Genomic DNA, 21,845 nt, shown 5'->3' with positions numbered 1-21,845 from the left:
ATGAATGCTCATGACTGTTTATACATGTAGTGAGATAGCTAACTATTTGATGTACTCATCCCCCTTTTTCTTTTCCTTGAACCATTTTTCTTAAGGAGCGTCATTGAAAAATAAGGTTTTGGTTCGAAAGCTAAGATGACATGCTGCGTTCTTTTCTATAGATCCTAAAATTTTATTACTTACCTGCTTCGCTTTTATAAAATAAAAAAGGATGTTTACCGCAAATAGTGAATATTTCCACGATCGAAAACAATGAATTTGATCGCTAATTAAAAGTATTGAAATTACGCATCCTCATTACACATATAAGGTTACACAGGGTAGTGAAGAAATTAAAATCTAAATTTTCATAGCATATTGCACTTTTCAGAAACGCAGATAAAAAGATGATTTTTTAGCGTTAATATAACAAATAATAACCATATGTCTTTTTTGAAAACTTCGCTAAAAATTGGAATAAGAAGAAAGCCCATTATGGTTCGATAACGTTTCCATCTACATAATCTTTTGTTAATTTTAATAAAAAGAAAGAATATTTCGCTTTGTATCAGTATATAAGCTTAATATAAATTAGCCATCAAAATCTTCATTATATAAACTTATTACTATATAATTTGCCTACTTTTATTTAAAACTTCCTAATACGATTCATGTAATAAGAGAAATATCCCTTCCATATATAACAAATGAACCCTTCAAATATTTCAACTCAATCAATGAGGCAAACCAAAAAAATACGTAGAAAAGAACTCACGTCCTTTTCTACGCAATCGTAACTGCTACTCGCTAGCTAATAATTTTTATGTTCTCACTTTACCAGTAACGGATTCCATTTTGACCATCTCATCGATTAATCGGTAATTATTATGAGATTTAATGAGCATGACTCATCATTAATTTCCCTCGTGAATCCCCATAGAAACATCACAATACCTTAATATGACGAGTTTTAAAATAATCATAGTGCACACAAAAAGTATGATGAATTCCAATCTTTCGATTTGTGTACAATTTTGCTTTTTGTACTTAATCTTTGAATAAGTAAAATCATCAACCCTAGTAAGTATTTTAATAAGATTATCTATCTTCATTTTCAAAACGTATTTTTTAATCAAGTTAACTTGTCACTAAAGTATTTAACCTCTGCATTAGTTGATCCCAATCTTTCTGATTTGGAATTGTATTAATAAGGAGATAATCTTTCTCCAACTCATAATCAAAAATATATGGTCGGTAATTCGTGACTATTAAATCTGTTTTATTAGATTTTAAGCGCTCCTCTGTCAACTCTGGTAAGGATAAAAAATTTAGCTGATAGCTTTCGCCTAACAAACGTTGTGCTTGAAGACGGATACTTTGAACCACCATTGAATCGCCCTCCAATAAAAATAAAATATTTTGACGAGGCTGATGAGAATGAATTAAAAGTTCACTAAATAAAGTAAATCCAACAGCTAATTCCTCAAGTGCTGTAGCAGATAATCTTAATTCCTCCTGATGTTTTTTCAGGAACGCTACATTTTTTTCATAGGATGATTGTTGCATGGCAATATGTCTCACTTCTATTTGCTGTTTATTCCATATTGGCCAAAGGGCGTTACTTAATTGCCATGCAATGAAATAAGACCTCGTAAAGGTTATTAACAAAGGACGATCCCATTGACTAAAGAGTTCATTTGAAAAGTAATCAGTGACTATTGCAGTAGTTTGAGGCCATTGATCAAATCGCAGCAAAAAACACTGCTCGTATTCCAAGCAACTTGTAGTACGTTTTGATACAATCATTAAATAGAGCCAGACTAACTCATCTTTCGGCAGGAGAATTCCGTATTCTCTATCAATGATTGGGATCAGTGACTCAAATAACTGGTAATCCTCATCCTGATAAACGAGTCTCTTAGCCCATTCGGGAACCTTAATCAACTGTTCTTGTTTTACTCTTACCATAGTCAAGTAAAGTAATGAATAGAAGGCAGCAATTGAAATTCCCGTTCCTATTTTATAAGTTTTCAACTCTGCTGAAAGTTCTTTTTGAATAATTGCATGCAGGTCATCTGGGGGGCGAACCGTTTGTGGAGTTTGTTCGCCTCCATAATAAAAATCAAAGAAAAATTTCCTTATGTTTGACTCCTCTCCAATAAATTTTACAGGTTTAAAGCTGAGGCTAAGATCGTATTCTTCCAATGTTGGTTGTGTCTTTTTTAAAAAACGTCTTAGGGTAGTTTCTGCATAATTGTACTGATGTGCGAGTTCATCGAGGTCAGCAAAATCACCATAAAAAATTCTTTCCAATATTTCATAAAGTGCATCTTGGTCTAAAAGTTCCTCTTTTTTCTCTTGGTACATTAGACGATCGATTTCAGCAAAACGAAAACCAGTATTATTTGAATAAATAGCAACACTATCACCGAAGTGTTCTTTTATTAAATGAATATCTTTGACTAGTGTACGTTGGGAGATTGCCAATTTATCAGCTAGCGTAATAGTTGTAAAAGTCTCTTCTTGTTCTATAATAGTTAAAATTCGCATCCATCTTCTGATCATAGGACTTGTAATAAAAGCAATTTGAAGTTCACGCATCATATTCCTCGCTTTATTTGTAATCATTTTCTATCTTTCCATCTACTAACTAGTACTTAAATAGATTGCTAATACTCGCTTTGGTATCGCTTTGTTCATAAGTATCATTCGCTCTATTAGCATTCATTTAGTTCTTTTAGAACCTAGGAACTCTGGTATGTTTTAAGAAATTTCTATCACTTGAACAATGGATCCCTATCCAACACTGATCATTTTAGAAACATACCTTGATTGTAGACTTCACCACAAAGAGACCTGTTAAGCGATCAGAAAAGTATCGTAAGCCTTCAACTAAACAAAGAAAGACACCTATATTAATATCTGTCAGAATAATTTATGTGCGCCCATAAAAAAGGGAGGAATCATTGATTTATCATTATTGAATGACGTGTAGATGATCTGTCAAAATGCACGTATAGGCTATTCTGATTCTCGATTTAATACTTGTCCAAACTTAAACGAACGGTAGCATGGATAGTAGCTATCAACTCCATCGCAGACCTTTTCACTTGATATTTTCCTATATAAGCCAAAGAAACAAACTTTTTCATGAGAGAAATCAATTAGATGGTACCGAACTTAACTCCCAGGTTAATGTCGTTTTATAACTTGCAGCATCAGGATTGGCCCCCTTAGGAACCTCTAAAATCACACTTCGACCAGCACTTTCAAAATCACCAAATCGATAAATCCATGTTCCCGTCCCTTCAGCTCCTTGAGCTTTTAAAACCGTGCGTTTAGCTCCACCAGGAATAAGTGTGATAGGTGTCGTCTGCTGCAAGCCAGGTTCGATGCCATCTTGTACTGAAACTAATTGTTGATTCTGGAATATAAAGCTTGCCCCTGTTAACTCCGATCCTGTTTCAGCGCTATAGAATTGCTCGTTTTGACTCACAGAGAGCTCCCATCCCCCACGAGTATTTGATGGACGGCGATCGCTGACTTGAACGTAATTTGGTCGAATCTCCTCTTCAATGAACATTCCATCAACTGATAATAATCTTTGTGGCTTAGCGTAATATCTTTTGTCTTGTACGGAAATTGCAAAGGAGCCAAAATAAAAATTGGATGCAAAATCAATACTGAACAATCCCTGGTTTTCAGGCAGAGATGGGGGATTTTCAGGATTTACTTCTTTATCTGGAGCTAGTGGATCTAACGGAGAAACACGATCATTTTCTTTTATATAAACGAATCTGATACATTTGGGAGAGTCTCTTTGAATTTTTAAAGTAAGAGATTGCACATCTTCTAAGATTTCCTCATCATTTTGAATATATAAGAGTTCATATCCTTCAAAATATTCTGCAGAAAATTCTTTGTGTTGATTCACGGGAATTTCAACGGTTTCTTCTTTAAAAACAATCGTTCCTGGCTCGGCGACGTGCATCACTTTGACTTCATTTTTTGCTCTAGTAAAGTAATAAACAATTGTCTTTTCTTCATCTGAAAATGTGTAATATCCTTTGTCGTCAATCAGCGAAGAGGAGTCTTCACTAATTCCTACAAAATCATAGCCATTAAGAAATGGTTCATCACTTTCTTTACTTTTAGGATCGATGAAAGTGGAGTCACCCAACTTGCCCGTAAATGATTCCCCAGACAAAATATTCTCCTGTGTATCAATATCTTTGTATTCAACGTTGACCGATCCCTCTCCAACAATATATTTAAAGTAATCTACCTCTATCTGTTGTAGATTACTCTGAGCGCCTGTTGCTGCTGAAATAATAAAAGACAAAGCAGTAACATTTCCACTAGATAGCCATTCACTGACATCATGGTGCCAAACCTGACCATTATACTCAATTGACAAAATCGAATCATACTCTCCGGGATTATAGGTCATTTTAAACTCTCTAAATAAATTATTATTATTCCTTAAGATCGCCTTTGCTGCTGAACTATCGTTATTGTTACTTACATGGCTAGTCAACATTCCATCGTCTCTGGTATAGATGAATGACCCATGTGGATTGTGGGTAACCAAAGGCCAAACACCAGTGGATCGAAACTCGTCTAAATCTGCAGTGGCAGATCCCGAATCCACACGATTGTGATAAGTATCTAATTTAAATCCCCAAGCGTTTTGCAGTCCTGCTATGCCCATCCCTTGTCCAGACTGACCTAACGTATCAAGTTCAGATTGATGGAAGCCAAAACCTATTCCATCACCGCCATCACTTCCGCTCAAAGAACTACCCGATGCTCCTTGTCCTCCGTTTCCATTCCCAATATTGACACGACCTTTAAACTCAAAAGGATGCATATTACTCAATTTTTCTTTAAGTAAAATACTACCGTTTTGATTACTCCTATCCTCGGTTAGTGTGACGATTCCAGTTTGGTCATTATAAATTGCCGAACCGCTCAAATGAAAATGGTCCAAAAAATTGGTCCGATCCCCTTCAATAAAATCATATTCCGTAGCTGCTGCCACATACTCAAAGCGATCAAGACGAATTTGATGGAGGTTGACTGACCCACCTGTCGCAGCAGAAATGATAAAAGATAAGTCTTCTGTGTCTATCCACTGAGAAACATCAACTCGCCATACTCTTCCTTCATAGCTAATACTGAGTATTTTGTTGTCGACACCGGGATTGTAAACTAACGAGAAATTTCGAAAAGAGTTATTACTGGGATTTGTTGTGACTCGAGGAGGCGCTTCATTCCCTTGATAGTTTCGCAGGATGCCTGAGTTTGAGTCTGTATAAACAAATGCACCAAATGCAGAGTTTGAAGTTCCATCTATTGACGAGGGGTCCGCTTCAGTTAGAGCTGTTGCACTACTGTTTCTATACGTATCAATTTTAAAGCCAAAAGAAGAAGCCAATCCTGCAAGCCCCATCCCCTGACCTGTTTCACCTACAGCATCTAAGTCATCCGCATGAAAACCAAAGCCGACCCCATCGCCACCTCTACTCGAACCTAAACCCGTATTACTGAGACGTCCAGTATTAATCGAGCCAGTGACTCGCATAGGATAACCAGAGAGCATTTTTTCTTTTAGAGTTATGGCACCGGCTTGATTGGTTACTTCTTCCGTGAGTGTCACTTGACCAAAACCGTCATTCTTTGCGTTGCCAATAAAATGAAAATAGTCTTGCAGATTGTTCACATCTACGATAACTTTTCTGTTCTCGTTTAATGGTGTGCCTTCAAAAACTTCATTGAATAACTCAAGATGTTCACTGTATGCTTCATAATCAATACCCGTTTCTACACTTTCTTGTCCAGCAATTCCATCTTCATCAGGAAAAATACCATTGTTTTCCTCTGACTCTGTGTCCCTAGCCTCATTTGTAGGTTGCTCTTCTTCTATTTCAAGAACAAGTATTTTTTCTAATACAGATACTTGATATTTCCCTGGAACTTCGAAAAACAAAGGAATGTCAAATGTATCTTGAGGACGAACGGATTCAATTAGCCACCGACCTAATTGTGCTTCTTGTTTTATAGAAATACCCTCTGGTAATTTTTCTTCAACAATCTGTGCCTCTTCTGGCAAAGTAATAGGAACAGATAGATACTCACTGTTTGAAAAAATCTTTACGATTATCGGTTCTGATACTTTTCCTTTAAGATAAGTATCAGAAAAATGAAAGGTTTCATCCTTTAATTCGTCCGCTTCTGTTTGCTCCACGATAGAAGGAAATTCATTAGTTTCAGACACATCATCAAAATCAGTAAGCGTTTCTGCAAAAGCCATGTTCAATGGTACAGAGAATGATTGTGCAATCATTTTGAAAGCAATAATATAAATTACCGCTTTCCTAAATAATTTACTCATCCGATCTCACACCTCCTTACTTTCTTTTAAGCTTTTTCTTATAGAGTTCGTAAACGATCATCCCCAATAACGCAAAAAATAAAACAAGTGATCCTATCATCCACCAGTTTGTGCTTGCGTCAATCGTGACATCTGTACGGTTATAACTTCGCGCTTTTTCAGAATCAATCGTAAATTTTTGTTCCCAGGACCACGTCTCCCCTTTAGAAGTTGCTGTCAGTTTCAAAAGATAATTGCCAGCTTCAAAACGATCGCCTCCCAAAGGAATTGGAAAATGAAAGTGGGAATTAGGTGCCATCTGCATTTGCTCGTCACTTGCCTCATAAAGAATTTCTGTTTCACCTTCGCGCTGAACACTCGCTTTAATGGCTAGTCGATTCACAAAGGTTGGCGTCACATTTTGAATCGTCGCGCTAATTACATTGCGAAAGTTCAATTGATTTGGGAAAACATCTAAGAGTTCTAAATCTGGTTCTACAGAATCTCGAGTATTGCTGACCACAACTCCTATGACATAAGCAAATTCATTTTTTACTGCAACCCCCTCTTGCTCACTAACCGTTTCTTCTGTCTCTTCCTTCACTTCACTAATACGCAGCCCACCTGCTAGAAATCCATCAAAGGAAGCGTCTGGCATTTGAAGTGATAAGTTCACTGTTTTTGTTTCATTTCCACTGAGCTCGACCACATCTGGTGATTCAATCAATTCGTCAAGAGAATATAGTAATGTTGGGTCCGGTTCTTCTGCCTTTTTGCCATACTCCACGAAACCATGCACATTGGTATAAGCAGTATGAGGGGTGATTCGCACTTGAATGGTTTCTTCACTCCCGTTATGAAGCTTTAAGGACAATTTCTCTTTTGAACCTGGTGCTAGATTCAGATCAAAGTAACTATTTGTACTGTCTACTTGGCTAGCAGGTAATTCCGGTACAACATGAAAATTCAGGCTACTTTCTTCGGCTTGGACCAATGCTGGAAACAAGAAAATCGAAAGAAGAAAAAAAACCTTATATTTAAGGAACAAATGCTGTAAATAAGTAGATATATGAGTATGGTTCAAATGAATCATCCTTTCTAAAAAAAACAACGCTACACATTCATGCAACGCTGTAGAGAATTTTTCATAAAGTTTTCTGGTGCCTGCTCTTACTAAATATTATTTTCTTCATCACCAACATCGCCATTAGGAGTCGTTGTCAAATCCCATAACAGTGTTGCCTTATACGTGGTCGCATCTTTAGCAGTAGAACCCGGAACATGCAATTTGATGGCACCATTTTCTACAACATCATTTTTAGAATCAAAATCTTCTGAGGAAAATTGATTTGTCAGTTCTTCTTGATTTCCCCAGACAACTGAAGAAACCCCGGCGCCTTGACCTTTTATCGCTCTCATCACTGAACGAGCAGCCCCGTTTGTGAGTAGTTCTAAATTATCTTCATGAGCGCTAGGTGAATTTAAATTATTGCTTCCCTCGTACCTAATCTCAGAACCAACAAACTCTATCCAAGCACCCGTCAAAATATTGTTTTGTGTTTGTGACTCAAAATTACTTAAACTAACTTCTAGATCCCAACCGGCATTTGTTCCTCGTAGATCATGAACCTGAGCAAAACTGACATAAGGTACTTTATTATCGTCACCCGTTGTTCCAGATTTTTGCTGCATTTCTGCAACCATGTTATATTCTCTATCTTGATTAGAAATTACTTGTGTACCGAAATTCATCGTTGCTACTTTCATGATGGATAATTCTCCAGTGGTCCCAGGAATTTCGGGTTCAATCTCCACATCTGGATTTGGTACTGGATTCACCACCTCTAGCTCTCCATCCTCTTCACCCGCCGGACGAAACTCAACTTGTCCATTCGAGGTTACATCTCGAACCTCTTGTGAATAAGCTTTGGTCGCACTTCCAGCTAAAATAGTGGTAGATAATACGGCAATTGACGCTAAACGAATAAATTTCATATTTCATTCCTACTTTCTTTTAATTCATATATGTTTTTCAATGCTTTCCCCCACCAACAAACGACAATGATAAGTAAACTTAATCCAATCGATTTCCACCAAGTGTTTGTGATCATATTTGTTTGTGGAAAAGTTTTTTCCAAACTTGAACTACCATCTGAAGGTGGCTTGACAACGTGAACTGGTGGCTTAGGCTCTGGCGCGCCAATGGGTTCGTATGTACCAGTGAAACTAATCATGCCTTCAGTTTTCACTTCTTGAGTTTGTGTACCATAAACAATAGTTGGAAAATGGATGAAAACTACTATGCAAAAGACCAACATTCCCTCACCTATTTTTGATTTCATTCACCACCCTCCTTTAGTGAAAATTAGCCATCAATTTAGATGACTCATTGTATTTTTCTTTTATAAAAGCTGAATCACTTCTAACAGATATTTTTGAAAAATAAATCTTTTAGTCTACCTTTTAAAATTAGTGATTCAACTTTTCGAAAAAAAACGGTGCGTTCTGTTTGCTTCTTGCATCTAATAGATTACAAGTGGGTAAGAAAAAATCAAAATCGAAATTTTCATAGCGCCATGCATTTTTGAGAAAAATAACAATTATTTATAACCCGTATATTCATTTATTATTTCTTGCATACTAAGTCCCCCCAGAGAAAACAATTGTTTTTTAATAAAAAAATAGTAAAAATCATTTTTAAAATGGCACCAAATTCGCAAAAATACCGTGCAAAAAAAAACAAAAAAAGCAGCTTTTAAAAATTTTAGGTCTTGCTTTTTTTAAGTTGTTGCTTTCCTATGTCATTCCCTTGATATAGCTAGGCTATTCATATCAATACCGGGTATTTCTTCTAGTTATTAAAAATCAGTAGATAAGAAAAAAAACTTTCTTGCTAAAATAACAGGCCATAAATAGAGGGAACTTCCATCATAAACTCATCTCTTTTTCAATATTTGCATAACACGAAGTAAATATCGAATGGCAATTTTGTATCTTCTTTACTACTATATTTTAAGAAGAAAGGGTGATTAAATGAGGGTCGAAAAAGTAAAATTGACTGCTTTTATTTATAAAATGAGCTGTCTGGAATATTCATATTCTTTGATTAAAAGCGGGTATTCCCCTATCAAATTAACCACAGAAGAAGAGAATGAAATTGAATCTATCATCAATACTCGATTACATCGATCCTTGCTATCAGCCAATCGAAGACGATTTAAATTCAGCAAAGTGAAACTTTCAAGAAAAGGAAAATCAGCTTATCAAAAACTAAAAAAGTTTGAGTATCTGATTGATCTTTAGCAAACATTAATACATTCCTATGATTAGACGGATAAAAAGGTAGCAATTAAATGGGTTTACCTAGTGTACGTCCATTTTCCTCAATAATTGAGTGATTTTCTTACCACTATTCAAGTCATAGAAATAGAAAATTATCTATTTATTCGTGGACCAGTTAATAAAATTATCCTCTTCACTAAAAGATTAAAGAAATGTTCCTCCATGATCTATGCATTTGTATCTGAAGGCTACAGCTAGCATTGATCCCTTAGAACCTAGATTTTCTGTCTTAAATTGAACAAATAAAAACGTGGATACAAAAAAGACGCTGAAGAGTCGTTTGTCACTCCTCCAGCGTCTTTGCATTTTTATAATTCCTTGATAAACCGTTTCTGTTCATGACTGCTGTGGTAGCCATGGTTTTCATAAAACTTGTGGGCAGCATGGCGTTTGACATTCGAATTTAATCGAATGCCTTGCATTCCTCGCTGTCGGGCTTCTGCTTCAATTGCCGACAGTAGTTTCCCGCCAACGCCTTGCTTTTGCACTTGATCATCCACTACCAAACCTAGGACATTAAAAAATCGCCCGGCAGAATAAACTGTTGAATATGGCTGTGCTTCAATCATTCCAACTGCTTTTCCCTCTATTTCAGCGACCAGCAAGAGATGATCCTCCTCAGCTAAAATTCTCTTTAGGCCTTCGATCAATACTTCTTCTTCGATTGGATAGCCTAGTACTTTCGACAAATGAGCTAGTTCTTTATGATCAGACAATGCAGCAGCTCTAATTCTCATAGTATTCTCCCACCTTTTGGCTTTTTATTCGGTCTTGTTTTAGATAACTCACATTCATTTATCAACTTAGAAATAAATGACAGCTAGTTGATTTGTACAAGTGCAATAGAAAAAAAGTATACAGACAATGTACTAGAAATCCCTTTGCTATGATCTTTTATGTTATTTAGCTAAACCAGTTTTTAATTTTGATCAAATGAAATGAGTGCATATTCGTTAGGAATATACCTGATTGTCGTATATTCGAATAATTTTCCCATATCATTATAGACCGCATTTTCCAATATTCCCACACAATTATTTTTTCCTAAAGCTAATTCTTTAAAGTCAGAATCTTTTGCAGATTCAACTTTCATTATAGACTTTGATGCAGCGATTTTAAAATCTAAGTTTTGTTTGATATGGTCGTAGATTGATCCGGCTATGATTTTCTCATTAAGACCCTTAACGATACTTTTTTTGAAATAACTCGTATCTGACATCATCGCTTTCCCATCAATGAGGCGTAATCGTTTCACAAGGTATACTCTTTCACCAACCGGAAATGAAATTTTTTTTGCTAATGAATCATCAACAGTCAACTCGTGAAATTCTTGCACAATTGTTTTTTTTTCGACCTCAGTATCTGCGGATAGTGCCTTCAATCCTTGAAAATTTCCTACCTTGAAAGACTTCTTGTCAATCTCGATTCTTTCAAGAATAACTACCCCTCTTCCTTTCACACTATAAACCAATCCATCTTCATTAAGCAGTTGAATCGCTCTGCGAACTGTATTTCTACTAGTACCAAATCGCTCAATTAACGCCATTTCGGTCGGTAAAACCATTGTATCGTTATAGAGTCCCTCATTAATTTCATTTTTCAAAGTGTCATATATATCCCGAAACTTATTCACCATAGTTCCACCTCACTCTTTCAGTTAATTATAACATGATATCATTCTACCTATAAAAAAACTTAAATTTGTTTAAACAAATGCTTGATTATTTGTTTAAACAAATTTAAAATGAGCGTAACCGGTTAAAAGAAATGAGGAGGTTTTATTATGAGTGACAAACAGTTAGCGGAGTACATGATTGAGTACGTTGGTGGAAAAAATAATATCAAAAATGTCATCCACTGCATTACACGTGTTCGTTTCTATCTAGTGGACAAAGAGAAAGCCGATACAACTAAGATAAAAGAGTTGGATGATGTAATGGGCGTAGTAGAAGCTCAAGGACAATATCAGGTGGTTGTTGGAAACAAAGTAAATGCTATTTACGAGGAAGTAATGCGCCAGTTAAACAATGATCAAGTCTTTGATTCTACAGAGGGAGTGGTGGAAAATGATTCCAATAGTGATTTTCTTCAGCTATTTCGAAATGGCTTCAATCAGTTTATTGGCATAATTACAGGTTCAATGATGCCCGTCATCGGTCTTCTTGCAGGAGCTGGAATAATCAAAGGATTACAAGCTTCGTTGGTGACGTTTGGTTTATTACAAGATAGTTCGCAATCTTATCTATTGATTAGCACGATTGCAGATGGCATTTTTTATTTTTTACCTGTCATCTTAGGTTTTACTGCAGCTCAAAAATTAAAGGTGAATCCTATTGTTCTGGCAGTCGTCGGTGCGATACTCATTCACCCAAATATAGTCACTATTGCTTCAAGTACAGCTGCGAAGGTCGCTATTTTTGGCATAGAATTCCCCATTATGAATTATACAGCTTCGGTTTTCCCTATTCTGGTCGCTGCTTGGTTAGCAACGTATGTTGAAAAGTTTTTAAAGAAAATTGTTCCTCTCGTGATTTCTTCCATTGTGTCACCAATCGTTGAAGTTCTGGTACTAAGCTTAGCCGTTCTTCTTATCATCGGACCAATCATAACGATTATTAGTGATGGGCTAGCATTCGGAATTAGTACCATTTTTGACTTTAACACGATTATTGGCGGAGCAGTCTATTGCGCACTTTTTCCAGTCTTAGTGGTCTTCGGCATGCATTGGCCATTGATTCCGATCATCGTCAACGATTTAACTGTTAACGGATTTAGTATGATGAATGCCTTCTCGTCTGTATTGATGATGGGTATTGCGGGTGCAACATGCTCAATCGCATTGAAAACAAAAAAAGCTCAACTAAAACAAGTTGCCTTTGCTGCCACTCTTTCACAAATATGCGGTGTTGGCGAACCTGCAATCTATGGTATTCTACTAAAATACAAAAAAGTCTTCTATCTCGTGACCCTTTCAAATATTTTTGGTGGTGCTCTAGCAGGTTTCCTTCACTTGGTCAACTATGGATTCGCAGGTGGGGTTATAGGATTTGCCTCTTTTATCAACCCGGTTGCAGGGATCGATAAAAACTTCTATGCTTATCTACTCTCTCATATAGGAACATTTTTGCTATCCTTTCTTTTGACTTGGCTTTTTGGTTTCAATGATAAAATGAAAGCTGCAGATGAACTGTAAGGTGATATATGATGAAAAAAATAATTTGGCATCAAGTATTTTCTAATTACCAAGTACTAAACTTTTCTCCTAATGGACGTAAATTACGTTTAAGAATCAAGCAGCCGCTTTCTGGACAACGATTAGCACTCGAACTTTGTAACCGCTATGATTCTTTTGATTTAAACGTAGAGTCGATAAAAATCAGTAGTAATCCGGGAAACCAACAATCCAATGTTATTACCTTAGATAATCGACCACAATTCATTGTCCCAGCTGGATCCACTTTATGGACAGATGACGTTGATTTTTCAGTAACCAAAGGAGCCGATATTCTGATAGAGGCATTATTCTCCAACGAGATCAATCGAGTATCTTCCTCGGCAAACTTACTATCTGATCAAGTAGTCCATTCGAATATAAGAGAAACCAATAACTTTATTTTTGGGATTACTTCAGTTGCTCTAGAAACGAAAGTTGATGCAAAAGTCATTGCTTTTTTTGGCGACTCTTTGACGAATCAAGGATATTTTAGTGATAGTGTCATCGACAATCTAAACAAACGTGGTCTGATTGCAACAAGCTTTAATGCTGGCATATCAGGCAATCGTCTGACACATGCTGGTTCAGGGATTTCTCGTTGGAAAGACAGCTTTGGTGTTGCAGGAATCGACAGGTTCCAAGCAGATGTCGTGGATCAAAAGCCAGATTTGATTGTTTCATTGATTGGGTTAAATGACTTGTTTCACCCAGGAACTGGCTCACCGCTTTCAGAATTACCTATCAAAGAAGAGTTGATCCAACAATACAAAGTTCTAATAAATCTGGCAAAAAAAGCAGACATTCCGTTTGTTCCCCTCACGCTTCCCCCTTTTAACTATTCTTACAACCAAGGAAAGCCGAGTTGGACCGAGGAAAAAGAAGCTATCCGAACTGCGTTTAATCAATGGATAATGACTCAAGCAAATACGATCGATATCAATGATATGGTAAGAGATCCTTCTGATAAAACGAGATTAGCTTCTGCATTTGATTCGGGGGATCATCTGCATTTTTCTCAAACTGGAGGGGAAATTTTAGGAAAAGCTGTGGCTGAGAAAATTCTTTGCCTTTCATTGCTGTGAATTGATAGACTCTCAACAAAAACTGTTAAAAATAGTCAAAAATAAAACCTACCTCCCATACACATCTGGTTAAAATGTATACGGGAGGTTGACCTTTTCACTATGAATTTTCTTCAACTCTGCACTTGAATATCCTTACTCTCGATCACTAGCAATTATTCTACATACAATGTCACAAATTTTGCATGGCCTATCTTTTCAAGAGTGACTACATTCTTTTCCACAAGAAGTGCTTCTTTTGTAGCTTCTTTTAAATCGACTGTTTCTACTACGTTCACTGGATGGTTAAATGTGATCGTCGCGTGTCCAACTTCATCTAAAAGCCCATTGTATAGACGCAAAATATAACCTGGACGAGCTTCGGCTTTTTTCAATACACTTAGGGTCAAATTGCCATTGATCTCAAAAAGACTAAAGTTTGCCGGTAAGGTTGGGTCAACCGGTCCTAAAGTAAATATCAAGCGGGAATTCAGAAATTCTGCGGATTGATAAAGCGTGATCGGTGTTACTGCTTGTTTGGCACGCTGTGCAACATTTGCTTGATCAAATCCTTGCGCAAAGTAAGCAACAGAGAAATCAAAATGCATCGTTTTGTGGCACTGCGCAGCTGGTGTCGCAATCACTGATTCTCCTGAAGCACGCCCTGGACGATACAGTAGATTCTCTTTCCCCATGAAGCCATAGGTTCGTAAAATCGTTAAGCGAATCGTATCAAACGCTTCCCCCACGATCTCATATTCACGTACACCTTGGGGCATGACTGCTACGCCATGGGACTCATCGAATAAACCGACAAACGATTGACACGTTTCTATGGCGATCGGCTGCTCATTCCATTGCTCTTTATTGGCTTCCCAAAGGGCCATTTCTTTTTCAAACACAACGGGACGCTGCAACGTACCAAACTGTTGGTCAGCCAGCGAAAATTTCGAGGAAATTCCGGTATCAAATAGCACACATACCCGATGGCTATCCACTTGTTGGTTTTCAACCGTTAATTTGAAATCAATTTGTTGCGATTGTTTTTTCAACACGATTGTCAATTGGATCGGCAGTGAAGCTGAGACCTTCTTTTCTGCACGTTCAGCTAAATCCTTCGGAACCCTCAGGGTGAATGCCACATCAATCTTTTGGTAGATCGCTGATTGCTGAATCGAGATCGTTGGTTGCGCATCAATTGATGAAATCACAAAATCTTTCACAGGTGGTGAATAATTGAATGAATCACCATCGTCGCCATTTTCTTCAATAATCCCTTGATTTTGATAAAGTACTTGATTGGTTTTATCTAGAATATCCAACGAACCATTGCTATTGACAGTGATCTGATAGTACTCATTTTCGATCGTATTGGTTGTAATCTCCTGCAATGGTGCGCTTGTATCACCTTTTAAATCAATCGTCAGCTGGGTATACCCCATACTCGGCACGTCAGTCGTTTCTATGGCAATTTTTGCTTTATAGACTTTCTCCGGCAAATAGATCTCCTTGACTGGATCTAATATGTTCCCCTGATTCAACACATACTCCGTTTGGTCGGTAAGCTCTAAAATCGTATAAGGTAACGCCTGACCTGACTGGTCAAGGATCGCAAACTCTTTTTGCGGCAAATAAACCTCTGCTTCGATCACCCCATTACGTCTTGTGTCATAGGTATTGAAAAGCGTAAAAGTAATGTCTTGTGCTTGTGGATTGTTGATTGCTGTAGAAATCTGTCGTAACGTCAATTCGACAAGATTCATAGAAATATCTCGCGCTTGTTTATAGCGCATATAGATATCTTCGTTGGTCGTATCAGAAACACAAGAACCAATCGAATCATGCGCCGCATTTTCAAACATTAACTTCCAAATCTCTATGACTGTTTCCACGGGGTACTCAAATCCTAATTGCATAGCCATAGTTAAGATAGGCTCCATGACATTGACTAAGTAATGTTGGATCTGAGTGTTCATCGCCTTCAAATCAGGACGTGAAGAAAAAATCGTTTTGTGAATTCGCATCAATTTTCCGTTGATCAGTTCACCAGCGATTTCTTCCAACTCAGGATGGCGTGCTTTGACCGCAGCAATGTATTTTTCGATCGTTGAAAATTGTAACTCATACTCATCCTGATACAGTTGATTCATTCGATCAACCAATTCTGGAAGATTTTCTCTAACTGGTGCTTGGTCGAAACCATTTGGAAAATACACTTGATCCGTTGCACTGCGTCCCCAAGTCGTTTTAAACGGTTCTTGATGTAAGAACTCTGCTAATTCTGCTTCTCGTTCAGGAATGGCACCGCCAATGTAGTACCCACTTGGGATCTGGTAAACATTGACCACAGAACCATCTTCTCCACGCCATTTGTACTCTGTGTGTTTAACATCGTCATCACTGACACCGCGCCAAAACATCGTGTCAGTGATACCAAACTCACGATAGATTTGTGGCATACTAGCTGCTTGTCCGAAAGAATCTGGCACATAGCCGACATTCATGTAGGTTCCGAATGCTTCACAAATTTTCATGCCATATAACATATTTCGAACAATGCTTTCTCCCGAGATCACTAATTGATCGGTTTGTGTGTACCATGGGCCAATGATCAATTTTCCTTGTTGGACAAGTTGTTGAATCCTTTCTTTGTCCTGCGGACGCCATTTCAAGTAATCATCTAACAGAGAAGCCTGTCCATCTAAGATAAAACTTTCATAAGGATCATCCTTTTCTAGTTGTTCAATGACGTTTTTTAGATCGTGCATCAAATAGATTTTCGAGCGACTCGTAGTAAAATACCATTCGCGATCCCAATGACTGTGGGGTACGACATGTACTGTTTTTTTCATTCAATCATTCCTCTCCCGTGATTAGAAAAGGCACGTAACGATGGGTGTCGTTCGTGCCTATTAATTTTTCTCAATTTTTTTACCATCTGGTACACATAATTTGATTCTTACACAAATACTTCGAATTTTGAAAATCGATTCTCTTCAAATACTCTCGTTTTCTTCCCCAAGTCTTGACATTGTCAGATGCCTTAAAGCGTTCTTGAAAAATCACCTGCTCGTGCCTTTTCTTTTGCTACTATTTAGCTAATCAGCCTTGTTGCTTAATTTTCAAAGCTCACTTCAATATCATCGAGGGCAATATCTTCTGTTTGTTCTTCTTGCTTATTGAAATTCACGAATAAAGGCGCGACAAAACCGATGAAGGCTGCTCCTGCAAATAGTCCAATCAAATACGCCCAACCGTTTCCAACAGTGAAGAAGCCGTATATTCCCCCAACTGGCGGCATTTTGTCATACATTCCTAATGCGATCCCCAAACCAGAAGCGATTGCTCCTCCCAACATGTTGATCGGCACAAGCCGTAATGGATTGACTAATGTAAAAGGAATTGCTCCTTCTGTGATTCCGATGAACCCCATAATAAAGTTATTACGCCCAGCATCCAGTAGCTCTTTGTTGAATCGATTTTTGTGGAACAAAGTTGCTAAGGCATATCCAAATGGTACCGCACAAATCGCAACATTCACGATGATAGCTGGCAAAAAGACCCCTTCCGCTAGTAACACATTTCCTGCCATCCAAGCAGCTTTGTTTACAGGTCCCCCTAAGTCAGAGCCAATCATTGCCCCCATGATGACTGCCAGTAAAATTTTGTTAACGTCATTTTCAATCATGGTTCGGATCCATTCAACCAAACTAGTATTGATCCACGCCAATGGCTCAGAGAGTAAGGCGCCCATGACGATTGCTACAGACAATGTAGCAATCAAGGGTAAAATTACCAGCGGCATCACCCCAGCAAACGACTCCGGTAATTTGATATGTTCTTTCGCCCACTTCACTAAGTATCCTGCTAAGAACCCAGCAATAACTGCCCCTAAAAACCCAGCATTGGTGCTAGAAGCGACTGCACCACCGATAAAGCCGGCACCTAGCGCAGCCTTATCTCCAACAGAATACGCGATAAAACCAGCCAAGACAGTATTGATCAAGCCGATTCCTGTCCACCCTACTTGTTCAATCAAATAAAGCGCATGTTTAAAGCCTTCCGTGTCAGCATAAGGATCTAAGCTTGTGATCCCCATACCAAGAGCAATCATTTTCGGAATGGCAACAACCAGTGAAGCACCAATAATCAATGGCAGTACAAAACTAATTCCACTCATCAAGTGGCCTTTTAAATCTGCTAGAACTCTTTTCATCATCCTTGCCTCTTTCCTTTAGTTTGCGTTTCTTTGTTCAACAGCAGCGACACATTTCTTCAGCACCGCTTCCGGTGCTTTGATACACGTATTGATATTTACTCGAATTTGCGGTTTTCCTTCAAACCGTTCCATCCCAACAACTTTTTGGTCAGTCGCTAAAAGCAAGAAATCTGCTTCTTTTGCTTCGGCTACAGTGATCTCATTGACTTGCCCTAACGAGCCTTGCTGTTCGATCTTGACCTCATAGCCAAGTTTCGCACCAGCTTTTTCTAAAGCTTTTGCCGCCATCGGTGTATGTGCCAATCCTGCTGGACAGGCGGAAATCCCTACTATTTTCATATAATTTTCTCTCCCATCATTTCCTTTTTGATTAATTCTGCTAAATAAGCTTTGTCTTCTGATTGTTGAATCTGCTGGATGAATGTCTCTTCAAGCAATGCGGTTGCTAGACGACTCAGCATTTGCAGATGCACCGTTCCTTCATCTTTTTTAGGGACCATCAAAGCAAACACATTTTTGACTGCCGAATCATCGAAAGTTTCCCATTCGATGGCTTGCTCTAAACGAATAAACAAAACGGTCGGTTCCAAAACCGGTTCAGCTTTTGCATGTGGAATAGCAAAGCCTTCTTGTAAGCCGGTTGAATATTGAGCTTCCCGTTCAATGAATGCCGTACATGTATCTGCTGCATTGGTAACGATCCCTGATTCATAGGCATGATGTGCAATCACGTGAAACAGTTCTTCTTTTGATGTAACAGCCACATTCAAGAGAATATTTTTTTCCTGAAAATCCATCTCATCTGCTCCTTTCCTTTATTATGAAACCATTAGCGTAATTCGTGTGGTTTATTTTCTGTACACGTTTAATTTACGGTTTCTGATTCACGATGTAAACACAACAAATTTCCAATTCAAGTGGCAATCATTAGTAAAGCGTTTTCCAAAATGATTGCCAACTCTTCTGGAAATTTTCGGTACTGGTGAAGCATTTCCTTCTTATTCTTTCTATTGTATGATGAGAAAGAGCACGGAGGTGAAACAAGTGTCAAAACTTGCTTATCAACGATTAGATGATCTAATGGAAGTATTAACTAGACAAACGGCGCCGCTACCAATGAAGGAGTTAACGAAAAACTTCTCGATTTCTGAGCGAACGGTTCGGACCGACATTGCAAATTTGAATGATTTGTTAACAAATGTCGGTGCCTCCATCAAGTTGATTCGAGGGCAAGGCTATTTGTTGTCTATTGGTTCAAAAGAACAATTTCATGACTGGTGGACTGAAAGTATGTCAACTACCGAGTCCTTTCTGACTACGAGTGAAGAACGACAAGCCTATCTACTTTTCCTTTTATTTAAGAATGAAAACCCTTTATCCTTAGATGATTTTCTTGATCGATTATTTATTAGTAAAAACACCTTTTACTCATACTTAAAAACGGCTCGAGACAATTTAGCGACCTATCAATTAAAAATAGTAAATCGTCCAAATATTGGCTTTGAAGTCTTGGGTAACGAATTCGCCAAACGCCAAGCAATCAGTGATCTGTTGATTGAAAAAGATCTCCAAGAGTATTTGGTCGGCTTCACGGAAATGGAACTTGAGTTGTTTGATACGATTGATCTGACCCGTTTGCAAGAATTGTCATTAAATCATCTGGCGTCCTTAGACTTGTTAGACTCTGACTACTATCATAAAAACATTCTTTCTCATTTTGCTTTAGCAATCAGTCGCTTTATAGCCGGTCATCAGATCAACGAATTTCCCTTGCATGTGCCCGCGCTCAAAAAAGACGCCCAGAAAGTTGTAGGTCACTTCTTAGAAGAAATCGATCATGCATTTGATATACAATTGACTGCTGGAGAAAAACAATACTTCATTTACTATCTCGCGATGAACGCACCACGTTTAGTTGAAACAGGCGATGCAAGCGATTCTTCCACGAAAACTGCGAAAGCCATTGTGGAAGAATTATTAGCTGCGATCAAACAGACGTCAAACTATGCATTAGAGACAGACAAGATGCTAATAGAAGATCTGACATCTCATATTGAGGGCTTTATCAATATGAATCTAATGGATGCACGCCGTAGCAATCCATTGCTGACAACGATCAAAAAATCTTTTCCACAGGCTTATGATTTATGTTTGACTCATTTAGAAACGGTAAGCCTGAAACACGGTTTTTATTTTTCTCCTGATGAGATCGGCTATATCGCTTTGCACATCGCAGGTGCTATGGAAAGGAATTCCATCAGAAATCATCATAAACATCGCGTCATCCTTGTTTGTGGAACTGGTCGAGCCATGAGTCGTATTATTGAAGCAAAAATTATCAAGCACTATCAAGAAACGATCGAAGTCGTTGATCGCTTTTCTTACGTCGAGCTACAACAATGTGATCTTTCTGCGATTGATTTTGTGATCACAACCGTTCCATTAGAACAGTTTTCGGTTCCCTCTATTTACATCAACATGGCCAAGCTAGATAAAGAAATTGGCAAAATCGAACCGTTCATTGAAACGCTCAGTGAAACAAAAGACGGCATCTATTCATTGTTTCAAAAAGCATTTTTTCTTCATGAAAATCATGCAGATAAAGAAACCTTACTAAAGAAAATGGCGCAGCAATTGTACCAAAAAGATTTTGTGCCCCAAGATTTTTATGACAGTGTGAAAAAACGAGAAGCAATCAATCAGACCAATATTAACGAGTGGCTTGCTATCCCCCACCCCATGACATTGCTGGCAAAACGCTCAGCCGTTTCAGTGGCGATCATTCCTGATGGTGTTGATTGGGGAAATGGTGATTTGGTTAAATTTGTCTTTCTCTTTGCGATTCAAAAAGACGAATATGAAGATACCGAAGAAATCTATAGTCTTTTATTAGAATTGATGGATCGTGAAGATATTCAACAAGCAATCTTACAAAAAAGTGACTATCACCACTTTTTGAGCTGTATAAAGCAATTATAAAAGGAGCTGGGGAATCCAGCTCCTTTTGTTGATATGACTAATCTTATTTTGATAGTTCTTTTTTCTCATTCATAGTAAGCAAAATTAAGACTGTTTCTTGACCTTTTTATTTTTTAGTATTATTAAAAAGATGAAACAAATGATACAGAACAATCCAACGAGTATATATCGTTGATCTACAGTTTCTCCTGTCTTAGGCAGAGCATCACTATCTGATTTTTTTATCCTTTTATTTTCTTTCTCCAACTCTTTTTCCCTGGTTGCTTTAATTGAACGATCATTTATTGAAAATTTGATAGGGGTTTTATCGATTTGATACCCATCTGGTGCTTTAGTTTCAACTAACTGATATTCTCCTATGTCTAAATTGCTTATCTCAACTTTTCCATCTTTATTTGTAACTATTTTTTTCTGTACAATATTTCCTTTCGAATCTTGCAACTCAAACTCTGCATTTGCCAGTAGCTTTCCTGTTTCGCTATCTACTTTTTTCAGAGTTACTTTCCCAAGTTTTGGTGATACATAAGTATTCTTGAAAAGAATCGATTCTTGGTACGCTGGACTTGCCACTAATTGCCCCGATTGATCTTCCACATTTACCGTTACATTGTAGACTGTGTCATCATAGGTGATCGTGCTATCTGTTCCTGTGACTTCTCGGATCGTATACTTGTATGT

At 37.7% G+C, this 21,845-nt stretch carries 15 protein-coding genes; 3 read left to right on the top strand and 12 right to left on the bottom strand.

Features of this window, described 5'->3' with window-relative positions:
* Window positions 1–1,116: 1,116 nt before the first annotated feature.
* From A5882_RS08545 to A5882_RS08510, 7 genes are all read right to left on the bottom strand, one after another.
* The gene (locus tag A5882_RS08545) at window positions 1,117–2,607 is read right to left on the bottom strand and encodes a helix-turn-helix domain-containing protein (protein ID WP_086372665.1); all 1,491 of its coding nucleotides are present in this window, start codon (window positions 2,605–2,607) and stop codon (window positions 1,117–1,119) included.
* 532 nt (window positions 2,608–3,139) lie between these two features.
* Window positions 3,140–6,373, bottom strand: a complete 3,234-nt coding sequence (locus tag A5882_RS08540; protein WP_086372664.1) for a WxL domain-containing protein — start codon at window positions 6,371–6,373, stop codon at window positions 3,140–3,142.
* 16 nt (window positions 6,374–6,389) lie between these two features.
* Complete coding sequence (locus A5882_RS08535; protein WP_086372663.1) at window positions 6,390–7,445, bottom strand: DUF916 and DUF3324 domain-containing protein; 1,056 nt, start codon at window positions 7,443–7,445, stop codon at window positions 6,390–6,392.
* Window positions 7,446–7,525: 80 nt separating this feature from the next.
* Window positions 7,526–8,347 carry a WxL domain-containing protein gene (locus tag A5882_RS08530; RefSeq protein WP_005237417.1) on the bottom strand — a complete coding sequence of 274 codons (822 nt, stop codon included), beginning with the start codon at window positions 8,345–8,347 and terminating at the stop codon, window positions 7,526–7,528.
* Window positions 8,344–8,694: a hypothetical protein gene (locus A5882_RS08525; RefSeq protein ID WP_005237418.1), complete on the bottom strand. Its 351-nt coding sequence runs from the start codon at window positions 8,692–8,694 to the stop codon at window positions 8,344–8,346. The genes A5882_RS08530 and A5882_RS08525 overlap by 4 nt, the downstream gene beginning before the upstream one ends.
* A 1,308-nt stretch (window positions 8,695–10,002) precedes the next feature.
* Window positions 10,003–10,431 (bottom strand): GNAT family N-acetyltransferase, encoded by a 429-nt coding sequence (locus A5882_RS08515; RefSeq protein ID WP_008377173.1) that lies wholly within the window; start codon window positions 10,429–10,431, stop codon window positions 10,003–10,005.
* Window positions 10,432–10,613: 182 nt separating this feature from the next.
* Window positions 10,614–11,330: a GntR family transcriptional regulator gene (locus A5882_RS08510; RefSeq protein WP_005237422.1), complete on the bottom strand. Its 717-nt coding sequence runs from the start codon at window positions 11,328–11,330 to the stop codon at window positions 10,614–10,616.
* Window positions 11,331–11,477: 147 nt separating this feature from the next.
* On the opposite strand from A5882_RS08510, the gene A5882_RS08505 reads away from it, so the two are divergent.
* Window positions 11,478–12,887 (top strand): PTS transporter subunit EIIC, encoded by a 1,410-nt coding sequence (locus tag A5882_RS08505; protein ID WP_016613049.1) that lies wholly within the window; start codon window positions 11,478–11,480, stop codon window positions 12,885–12,887.
* Window positions 12,888–12,898: 11 nt separating this feature from the next.
* A complete protein-coding gene (locus A5882_RS08500) occupies window positions 12,899–13,990 on the top strand; it encodes a GDSL-type esterase/lipase family protein (RefSeq protein ID WP_233499088.1) in 1,092 nt (363 codons plus the stop codon).
* 155 nt (window positions 13,991–14,145) lie between these two features.
* On the opposite strand, the gene mngB is transcribed toward A5882_RS08500, so the two are convergent.
* The 4 genes from mngB to A5882_RS08480 form a co-directional block, all read right to left on the bottom strand.
* Window positions 14,146–16,821: a mannosylglycerate hydrolase gene (mngB, locus tag A5882_RS08495; RefSeq protein ID WP_086372662.1), complete on the bottom strand. Its 2,676-nt coding sequence runs from the start codon at window positions 16,819–16,821 to the stop codon at window positions 14,146–14,148.
* A gap of 263 nt (window positions 16,822–17,084) precedes the next feature.
* Entirely contained in the window at window positions 17,085–18,185 is a 1,101-nt protein-coding gene (locus A5882_RS08490; protein WP_008377165.1) for a PTS fructose transporter subunit IIC, read from the bottom strand.
* A gap of 18 nt (window positions 18,186–18,203) precedes the next feature.
* Window positions 18,204–18,527 carry a PTS fructose transporter subunit IIB gene (locus A5882_RS08485; RefSeq protein ID WP_086372661.1) on the bottom strand — a complete coding sequence of 108 codons (324 nt, stop codon included), beginning with the start codon at window positions 18,525–18,527 and terminating at the stop codon, window positions 18,204–18,206.
* Window positions 18,524–18,985, bottom strand: a complete 462-nt coding sequence (locus tag A5882_RS08480) for a PTS sugar transporter subunit IIA (protein ID WP_086372660.1) — start codon at window positions 18,983–18,985, stop codon at window positions 18,524–18,526. The genes A5882_RS08485 and A5882_RS08480 overlap by 4 nt, the downstream gene beginning before the upstream one ends.
* 247 nt (window positions 18,986–19,232) lie before the next feature.
* On the opposite strand from A5882_RS08480, the gene A5882_RS08475 reads away from it, so the two are divergent.
* The gene (locus A5882_RS08475; RefSeq protein ID WP_139843241.1) at window positions 19,233–21,167 is read left to right on the top strand and encodes a BglG family transcription antiterminator; all 1,935 of its coding nucleotides are present in this window, start codon (window positions 19,233–19,235) and stop codon (window positions 21,165–21,167) included.
* Window positions 21,168–21,251: 84 nt separating this feature from the next.
* Here A5882_RS08475 and A5882_RS08470 read toward each other — a convergent pair.
* The coding region (locus A5882_RS08470) for a SpaA isopeptide-forming pilin-related protein (protein WP_086372658.1) at window positions 21,252–21,845 on the bottom strand (594 nt) is incomplete at its 5' end.

Origin of the sequence: Enterococcus sp. 4E1_DIV0656 (assembly GCF_002140695.1) — a bacterium.
Classification (GTDB): domain Bacteria; phylum Bacillota; class Bacilli; order Lactobacillales; family Enterococcaceae; genus Enterococcus_D; species Enterococcus_D entomosocium.
Note: the sequence above shows the minus strand (reverse complement) of the source record. Positions and strands in the feature narration are given on the sequence as shown.

Bases quoted from the DNA above. Each gene is read 5' to 3' on its own strand.
- A5882_RS08540 (WP_086372664.1), bottom strand. From the start codon at position 6,373: ATGAGTAAATTATTTAGGAAAGCGGTAATTTATATTATTGCTTTCAAA.
- A5882_RS08545 (WP_086372665.1), bottom strand. From the start codon at position 2,607: ATGATTACAAATAAAGCGAGGAATATGATGCGTGAACTTCAAATTGCT.
- A5882_RS08500 (WP_233499088.1), top strand. From the start codon at position 12,899: ATGAAAAAAATAATTTGGCATCAAGTATTTTCTAATTACCAAGTACTA.
- mngB (WP_086372662.1), bottom strand. From the start codon at position 16,821: ATGAAAAAAACAGTACATGTCGTACCCCACAGTCATTGGGATCGCGAA.
- A5882_RS08505 (WP_016613049.1), top strand. From the start codon at position 11,478: ATGAGTGACAAACAGTTAGCGGAGTACATGATTGAGTACGTTGGTGGA.
- A5882_RS08480 (WP_086372660.1), bottom strand. From the start codon at position 18,985: ATGGATTTTCAGGAAAAAAATATTCTCTTGAATGTGGCTGTTACATCA.
- A5882_RS08485 (WP_086372661.1), bottom strand. From the start codon at position 18,527: ATGAAAATAGTAGGGATTTCCGCCTGTCCAGCAGGATTGGCACATACA.
- A5882_RS08510 (WP_005237422.1), bottom strand. From the start codon at position 11,330: ATGGTGAATAAGTTTCGGGATATATATGACACTTTGAAAAATGAAATT.
- A5882_RS08525 (WP_005237418.1), bottom strand. From the start codon at position 8,694: ATGAAATCAAAAATAGGTGAGGGAATGTTGGTCTTTTGCATAGTAGTT.
- A5882_RS08535 (WP_086372663.1), bottom strand. From the start codon at position 7,445: ATGATTCATTTGAACCATACTCATATATCTACTTATTTACAGCATTTG.
- A5882_RS08490 (WP_008377165.1), bottom strand. From the start codon at position 18,185: ATGAAAAGAGTTCTAGCAGATTTAAAAGGCCACTTGATGAGTGGAATT.
- A5882_RS08530 (WP_005237417.1), bottom strand. From the start codon at position 8,347: ATGAAATTTATTCGTTTAGCGTCAATTGCCGTATTATCTACCACTATT.
- A5882_RS08515 (WP_008377173.1), bottom strand. From the start codon at position 10,431: ATGAGAATTAGAGCTGCTGCATTGTCTGATCATAAAGAACTAGCTCAT.